Source organism: Mycobacterium sp. (genome assembly GCF_050701675.1).
Classification (GTDB): Bacteria; Actinomycetota; Actinomycetes; order Mycobacteriales; family Mycobacteriaceae; genus Mycobacterium.
Window position 1 is genome coordinate 1 of the sequence record NZ_JBOGDD010001230.1, and the last position, 7,683, is coordinate 7,683.

8 protein-coding genes and 1 pseudogene are annotated in these 7,683 nt (G+C 66.1%); 2 read left to right on the forward strand and 7 right to left on the reverse strand.

Annotation, left to right across the window (positions count from 1 at the left end):
* A partial coding sequence (locus ACRDUX_RS38180) for a FadR/GntR family transcriptional regulator (protein ID WP_526422311.1) occupies window positions 1-284 on the forward strand: 284 nt, incomplete at its 5' end.
* A 3-nt stretch (window positions 285-287) separates the two neighbouring features.
* Here the strand turns inward: ACRDUX_RS38180 and ACRDUX_RS38185 are convergent.
* From ACRDUX_RS38185 to ACRDUX_RS38205, 5 genes are all read right to left on the reverse strand, one after another.
* The gene (locus tag ACRDUX_RS38185) at window positions 288-1,820 is read right to left on the reverse strand and encodes a tripartite tricarboxylate transporter permease (protein ID WP_526422313.1); all 1,533 of its coding nucleotides are present in this window, start codon (window positions 1,818-1,820) and stop codon (window positions 288-290) included.
* A 13-nt stretch (window positions 1,821-1,833) separates the two neighbouring features.
* Window positions 1,834-2,394: a tripartite tricarboxylate transporter TctB family protein gene (locus ACRDUX_RS38190; protein ID WP_526422315.1), complete on the reverse strand. Its 561-nt coding sequence runs from the start codon at window positions 2,392-2,394 to the stop codon at window positions 1,834-1,836.
* 3 nt (window positions 2,395-2,397) lie between these two features.
* Window positions 2,398-3,411: a Bug family tripartite tricarboxylate transporter substrate binding protein gene (locus tag ACRDUX_RS38195; protein ID WP_526422317.1), complete on the reverse strand. Its 1,014-nt coding sequence runs from the start codon at window positions 3,409-3,411 to the stop codon at window positions 2,398-2,400.
* A gap of 198 nt (window positions 3,412-3,609) precedes the next feature.
* Window positions 3,610-5,406: an acyl-CoA dehydrogenase C-terminal domain-containing protein gene (locus ACRDUX_RS38200; protein WP_526422319.1), complete on the reverse strand. Its 1,797-nt coding sequence runs from the start codon at window positions 5,404-5,406 to the stop codon at window positions 3,610-3,612.
* 16 nt (window positions 5,407-5,422) lie between these two features.
* Window positions 5,423-6,106, reverse strand: coding sequence for a TetR/AcrR family transcriptional regulator (locus tag ACRDUX_RS38205; protein ID WP_526422321.1), 684 nt, complete (start codon window positions 6,104-6,106; stop codon window positions 5,423-5,425).
* Window positions 6,107-6,250: 144 nt separating this feature from the next.
* Between ACRDUX_RS38205 and ACRDUX_RS38210 the strand changes: the two genes are divergently transcribed.
* Entirely contained in the window at window positions 6,251-6,364 is a 114-nt protein-coding gene (locus ACRDUX_RS38210) for a hypothetical protein (protein WP_526336207.1), read from the forward strand.
* Between the two features lie 81 nt (window positions 6,365-6,445).
* Here ACRDUX_RS38210 and ACRDUX_RS38215 read toward each other — a convergent pair whose 3' ends face one another.
* Entirely contained in the window at window positions 6,446-7,243 is a 798-nt protein-coding gene (locus ACRDUX_RS38215; RefSeq protein WP_526422322.1) for an ABC transporter ATP-binding protein, read from the reverse strand.
* Window positions 7,227-7,683, reverse strand: a pseudogene (locus ACRDUX_RS38220) (glycine/betaine ABC transporter substrate-binding protein); the annotation flags it as partial. The pseudogene ACRDUX_RS38220 and the gene ACRDUX_RS38215, both read right to left, overlap by 17 nt.

Genomic DNA, 7,683 nt, shown 5'->3' on the forward strand with positions numbered 1-7,683 from the left:
ATGCGGTGGAAGCGGACTTCGGTTTCCACCGCGCCGTGGCGGCCGTCAGCGGCAACCGGTTCTATCTCGACCTGCTCGACTCGCTTGGACCGATGGTGATCATGCTGGCGCGCACGCGACTCGGCGATGCACACTCTCACGCCGATGCGAGCCAGGTCGCGCGGCTGCGCCGTGAGCATGACGACGTGGCTGCCGCCGTCCTGGCAGGTGATCCCGACACTGCCAGAGCGGCGATGCGCGTCCACCTCGGCAACACCCGCAGGCGGCTCGACACGGGCCGTTGAGTCTCAGACCTTGAGATGCTCTGGGGTGTGGCCGGATTCGTGCCGCTCGCGTCCCGCCCGCCTGGCCTTGACGACGTGTCGGCCAAGGGGCAGCAGGATCAGTGCCAGGAAGATGGCCAGGATGGTGCCGGATATCGGTCGGGTGACGAACCCCGTCGGATCGCCGCCGAAGATCAGCAGAGACCGCCGCGTGCTCGACTCGATGATCGACCCGAGCACGAAGGCCAGCACCATGGGGCCTGGATCGAAACCGGCCTTCTTCATCAGGTAGCCGACGATGCCGAACGCCACCATCACGAAGATGTCGAAGGTCGAGTTGTTGATCGTATAGACACCCAGGATGGTGATGAGCGCCGTGATCGGCGCGAGGATCGCGGGCCGCACCCGCAGGATGCGTACGAACAGTCCCACCAGTGGGATCGACAGGATCAGCAGCAGGATATTGCCGATGTACATCGAGTTGATGACGCCCCAGAACACGTCGGGGTGCTCGTTGACGAGCTGCGGTCCCGGCGAGACGCCCAGAATCAGCAAGGCGCCGAACAACATCGCCATCGTGGCGTTGGCGGGCAGACCGATGGTGAGCAGCGGGATGAACGACGACGTGGCCGCCGCATTGTTCGCCGTCTCGGGGGCGGCCACCCCTTCGATCGCACCCCGGCCGAACCGCTCAGGGGTCTTGGAGCGGCGCTTCTCCATCGCGTAGGCCACGATCGACGACAACACCGCGCCGCCGCCGGGTAGCACCCCGAGCACGAACCCGATCACCGAACCGCGGCCGATGGCACCCGCCGACTGCCTCAGGTCCTTGCGTGAGGGCCATACGTTGCCCACCTTGGCCGGCACGTGTTCCTTGCCGTGTCGCTGCTCGAGGTTGTACAGGATTTCGCCGACACCGAACAAACCCATTGCCACGACGACGAAGTCGATTCCGTCGGCGAGTTGCAGGCTGTCGAACGTGAATCGGGACGCCCCGCTGAAGGTGTCGCGACCCACGGTGGCCAGCAGCAGGCCCACCGCGCCTGCGATCATCGCCTTGAGCTTGTTGCCGCTGCCGATGGTCGCGACGAGCAACACGCCGAGCAGCGCGAGCGCCGCATACTCCGGCGGCCCGAAGTCAAGCGCGACCTCGGCGATCACCGGGGCGAGCAGGGTAAGGCCGATGATCGAGATCGTCGCCCCGACGAAGGAGCCGATCGCTGCGATGCCCAAAGCCGTTCCGGCCCTGCCTTGTTTGGCCAAGGCGAAGCCGTCGAACACCGTGACGACCGACGACGCCTCGCCAGGCAGTCGCAGCAGGACCGAGGTGATGGTGCCGCCGTACTGGGCGCCGTAGTAGATGCCGGCAAGCATGATGATCGCCGACACGGGGTCGATCGTGTAGGTGATGGGCAGCAGGATCGCGATGGTGGCCGCCGGGCCAAGACCGGGTAGCACGCCGATGATCATGCCGATGAGCACGCCGACCAGGCAGTACAGCAGGTTCGACGGCTGTACGACGAGGACGAACCCGTCGAGGAATGCGTTGAAGTTCATGGTCCAGTTCTGTTCAGAGCGAGATCAAGTGGGGCAACGGGATTCGCAGCGCGTAGAGGAAGAGGAGGTAGAACGCGGCGACGGTGACCACGCTGATCACGACGGTGTTGCGCCAGCTCTCACCGCCGAGGAACTTCAGCCAGACGACGCAGAGCAGAACCGCTGGGATCTCGAAGCCGGTGAGCGGCATCATCAGTCCGAAGGCGACGAACGTGACGGCGCCGATCACCGGGAGCATGCTGCTACGGGTGAAGGCCTCGGAGTCGGTCGGGCTGCGGCCGACCAAGAGCAGCACTGTGGACAACACGGCGATCAGCGCGCTGACGAGGAATGGCCACAGCCCCGGACCCGGTTCTCGAAGGGACCCAAGGCCGTAGCCGTACGCGAGCACCGCGCCGCAGACGCCCACCGCGAGCGCGACCAGAGCGCCGACGACCTGATACGCGGGACCGCCGGCCGGTGGCCGTTCCTCCTCCAACTCCTGAGCGACCTCTGCTTCGAGTTCGGCCAGGATGTCCACGGTGTGCGGGTGCGGCACCGGCTCTCCGGGGTCCTTCTTCTCCACCTCGGTCACGACTCAGGCCTCGTTACGAAGGCTGATGCCGTACTTCTCGATCAGATCGGCGTACCGCTTCTGGTCTTTCTTGAGCTGCGCGACCACCTCGTCACCGGACATCTCCATCGGCGTCAGACTGTTCTGCTTGTTGAATTCCTTGTAGGCGTCCGTCGCAAAGGTGGTCCTCATACCCTTGGCGATGGTGTCCTTGACGTCTTGCGGGGTGCCCTTGGGCACGGTCATGAACCTGTACTGCGTCACCTCGACGTCGAGCCCCTGCTCCTTCGCGGTCGGCACCTCGGGCAGGTACGCGATGCGGTCGGGTCCGAAGACCGACAGCGGAGTCAGCTTGCCCGCGCGGATGTTCTCGATCCCCTCGCCGACCTGGACGACGGCCACGTCGACCTGGTTGCCGAGGACGGCGGCGAGCGCAGGCGATCCGCCGTCGAACGGAACGGCCTGGGCCTTGACGTTGCTCGTCTTGAAGAGCAACGCGGCGGACAACTGCGCGCCGGTGCCGACGCCGGTCGTGCCGTACCGGACGACACGGGTCGCCTTCTTGAGGTCGTCGAGGTTGCGGTACCCGCTGGCCGGGTTCGTCACCAGCACGTAATCGTCGCGCGAGACACCTTGAACGACGTCGAAGTCGTCGATCTTGGTGACCTCGTCGGGGCTCACCGCCATCGGGGTGATGGTGAACAACGACGCATTCTGAATCGAGATGACCGAGCCGTCCGGCTTGGCACCGGACACCTCGGCGGCAGCGAGCGCACCGTTCGCGCCCTCGCGGTTGATCACCGGGAAGGACGCTTTGAGGTCGTCGCTGAGACCCTTCGAAACCGCTCGGCTGATCAGATCGCTGGACCCGCCTGCCGATGCGCCGACGTACATCTCGACGGTGCCCGACGGGTATCCGTCCCCGCCGCCACTGCCGGTGCTGTTCTGGACCCCGCCGCAACCGGTCAGGGTCAGGCCTGCGGTGGCAGCGACGGCGATGCCGGCGCGTAGGGTCCTGCGGTGTTTCGTGCTGAGCATGACAATCACTCCTCGTCGTGTGATCTGCACGGTCACGCACGATGTGTGTGGCCTCGGTCACTCAACGTAGGGAACTAGAGCAATACCTGTCCAAGCCTGATCTAGCATCACTTGATACCTTTTTTGGATCGCGTGTCATGCGACCCCGCGCCCCGTCCTCGCCGTCACCGAGAACCGCAGGTCAGGGGTGGCGCTCGGTCAGAACCAAGCGTCGCGCATGTCCAGCGTGGTGCGATCGAGCTCCTCCAGCAGGTCGAACTGTGGTGCCGTCTTGGGCAGCTCGTAGCGGAAGAAGTACCTTGCGGCTTGGCGCTTCCCGTCGTAGAAGTCGCCTGACCGACCGTCGGCGACGACGAACTGCTCCAGCCAGATCCACGCCATCACGACGTGCCCGAAGGCCTCGAGGTAGATGACGCTGTTGGCCAACGCCGCCTCGGTGTCGCCAGAGGCGAACATCGCGCGGGTCACCTCGAGCAGCCGCTGCCAGGACGACTTCAGTTGCGCGGCAAGCTCGGTCGCTTCGGCACCGGCGGCGTCGGCTTGCTGGAGTGTGGCGGTCACCGCCTTGCCCAACTCGGCGAGGCTGGCGCCCTCACGCTGAGTGACCTTGCGGCCCAGCAGGTCCAGGCTCTGAATCCCGTGGGTGCCCTCGTGGATCGGGTTCAGTCGATTGTCTCGGTAGTGCTGCTCGACGTCGTACTCGCGGGTGTAGCCGTATCCACCGTGCACCTGGATCGCGAGGCTGTTCGCCTCGAGACACCACTGCGACGGCCAACTCTTGGCCACCGGAACCAGGATGTCCAGCAGTAGCGTCACGCCCTCGGCCTCTTCGGCAGACTCGGGACAGCGCTGCAGATCGATGAGCCGCGTGCAGTACAGCCCAAGCGCAAGGCCACCTTCGACATATGCCTTCTGCGCCAACAACATTCGCTTGACGTCTGCGTGCTCGACGATCGGCACCTGCGGCGTCGACGGGTCCTTGGCCGACGCGAGGCGCCCCTGGGGACGTTCGCGCGCGTACTCGACCGATTTGAGGTAGCCGGTGTAGCCGAGCGACACCGCGCCCATTCCGACCGCGAGGCGCGCCTCGTTCATCATGTGGAACATGTAGATCAGCCCGCGGTGCGGTTCGCCGACGAGGTACCCGACGGCGCCCGCCTCTCCGCCTGGGGTGTGCCCGCCCTCCCCGAAGTTCAGCACCGTGTTGGTGATCCCCCGCTGCCCCATCTTGTGGTTCAGCCCGGCCAGCGTCACGTCGTTGCGGTCACCGATGGAACCGTCCGCCTCGACGAGGTACTTCGGCACGATGAAAAGGGAGATGCCCTTGGTGCCCGCGGGGGCACCGGGGATCTTCGCCAACACCAGGTTGACGATGTTCTCGGTCAGCTCGTGCTCGGCGCCCGATATCCACATCTTCGAGCCGAACAGCCGGTACGTTCCGTCGTCACGCGGCTCGGCACGGGTCAGGATGTCGGCCAGCGACGAGCCCGCCTGTGTCTCCGAGAGCGCCATCGTGCCCGTGAAGCGCCCGGCGAGCATGGGTTTGACGAACCTCTCGATCTGCTCGGCGTCGCCGAACTTGGAGATGAGGTTGGCGTTGGCGATCGTCAGCATCAGGTAGCCCGAGGTACTGACGTTGGCGGCCGAGACGTACGCGAACCCCGCCTGCGCCACGCAGGCAGGCAGTTGCGCGCCGCCGATGGCCTCGTCCATGCTGGCGCCGATCAGGTCGGCGTGGGCGAACGCGTCGATGGCGGCCTTGACCTCACCGATGACGGTGACGCTGGTGCCGTCGAAGGTCGGCTCGTTGGCGTCGCTCTTCTTGTTGTGCGGTGCGAAGTACTTCTCGGCCAGTTCCTCGCTGAGGTCGAGCACGCCGTCGAACGTCTCGCGGGAGTGCTCGGCGAAGCGTTGGCGCTTGGTCAGCTCGTCGACGCGAAGCCACTCGTAGAGCAGGAAGTCGAGGTCGCGCCGCGACAGCAGAGTGGACTTCATCGGCCTGCTCCTTCGACTATGCCGGGCCCGAAACGTCGATGCCGAGCGGCTCTTCGGTGCGCACGGCCTCGTCGCGGATCAAGCCGCGCAGCAGCGCCGTGCTGAACTCGACCGCGATCTCCTGTGCGGTGCGACGGCCCTGTGGCCGGAGCCAGCGGTAGGAGCCCAGCGTCATGCCGATGTAGCCAAGTGCCAGGACGTGGGAGTCGCAGTCGTAGAACTCGCCGCTCGCGATCCCCCTGTCGATCACGTCGCGCACGTGCTCGTAGACAGTGCTCTCGGCCTTGCGGATGTAGGCGACCTGCTCCTCGGTGAACCATTCGGTGATGTAGGGCGCCTCCTGGAAGTACACCGCCCCGCGCTCGACGTCGCTGGCGATGCCGACCAGGAGCCTGCGGGTGAAGTGGTAGATCATCTCGCGCGCCGACGCGCTGGGGTCGTCGTGCAGCGCGTCCATCGTGAAGTCGGCGGCGCTCTTGCAGATGTCGAACAGGATCAGCGACTTGCTGGCGTAGTAGTGGTACACCGTCGCCTTGTTGAGTCCGACCGCGTCGGCGACGTCGTCCATCCGGGTGCCGTGATACCCCCGCGCGGCGAACAGCTTGGTGGCGACGGCGAGCAGCTCCTCGCGGCGGGTCAGTCCGTTCCCTGGCGGGGCCGATGAGCCGCTTGCGCGAAGAGAATCAGATTCCGTGGACATGACGACTCACTATAGGTAGGCCGGACCTTCGCCCGGGGACCAATCAACTGGTTGGCCGCCAGTTTATCCAAATGGTCGTATCCGCTGTCCGCGGTGGTGCGATTCGGTCTAGACTTCGAGCAAAGTCGTCGCTCCTTGGAGGTAATGATGGATCCGAATCCGGACTACGACGCCAGCGACGAGATCGAGTACTTCTTCCAGTTCGTTCCGTGGGGTCTGCGAGGCGTCTACCCGCCCCCCGCCTACCCGCCGGTCTGAGCCGGCCTTCTGAACAACGCTCAACGGCGTCGACCCGCGGGTCGGCGCCGTTCGCGTGTCGACGTGTTCGAGACGGCTCGGCTAGGCCGCGGCCGCCTTCACGGCCTGGCCGACCTCGGCGCGCAACCGCGTGTACTCCGGTGAGCGCCTGAGCTCGTCTGGGTCGACTCCGGTGCGTGGTAGGTCGACAGGTAGGTCCAGCGCTACCTGTCCCGGCCTGCGGGTCAGCACGACGATCCGGGAGCCGAGGAACGCGGCCTCGTCGGCGCTGTGCGTGACGAATACCGTCGTGCGGCCGGTCTCGGCGCTGACCTGGCGGACGTCCTCCTGGAGCCGCTCCCTGGTGAGCGCGTCGAGAGCGGCGAACGGCTCGTCGAGAAGGAACAGCGGGGTATCGGCGGCCAGTGCGCGCGCGATCGCGACACGCTGCTGCTGACCGCCGCTGATCTCCCAGATCTTCCGATCGGCCGTACCTTCGAGGCCGACTCGGTGCAGCAGTTGGTCGCGGCGTTCGGCCCGCCGTTCGCGTGGCACCTTGGCGTACTTCAGCGCCAGGTCGACGTTGCCTCCCACGCTGCGCCACGGGAACAGCCGCGGCGTCTGGAAGACGACGCCCGCGCTGACGCCGGGGGTGGGTGCGCTTCCCGAGACGTTCACCTTCCCGGCGCTGGGTTCCTCGAACCCAGCGATGAGCCGCAGCAGCGTGCTCTTGCCGCAGCCCGACGCCCCGACCAACACCAGGAACGTGCCGGGGTCGATGTCGAGATCGACGGGACCAAGGGCGGTCACGTCCCCGTAGCGATGTGCGAGGTTCTCGATCCGCACCCCGCCGCGGACGTCACCGCTTACGCCTGCGGTCTGCTCACTGCTTGAGGGCATCGGGCAGACCCTTGGTGTAGATGGCGTCCTGCAAGGTCTTCAGCGGGGCGGCGGCAGGGATCTGCTTCTGCTCGGCCAGGAACTGCGAGGCACTCTCCAGGTTGGTCGCGATGTTGCCAGGGTTGCCGTCCGCACCGAGCCACTCCGGTGAGGCAACCTGCTCGGGCGTCAGGTAGACACCCTGCTTCAGCTGTCCCGCAACGACATCCTGAGACAGGCCGATCTCAGCGGCGATGGCCTTGGCCGCGGCGTCGGGATCGTCCTTGATGGTCGTGAGCGCGCGGGCCTGCTGCTGACGCCACTTGTCGACGACCTCGGGATGCGCGGCCGCAAAGTCGTCTGCGACGGCCGAGAGGTCCAGGGTGGGCTTGCCGTCCTTGGCGAGCTGGCGGCTGGTGATCAGGTCCTTGCCGTTCTTGCGCAGATCGTCCAGCGTCGGC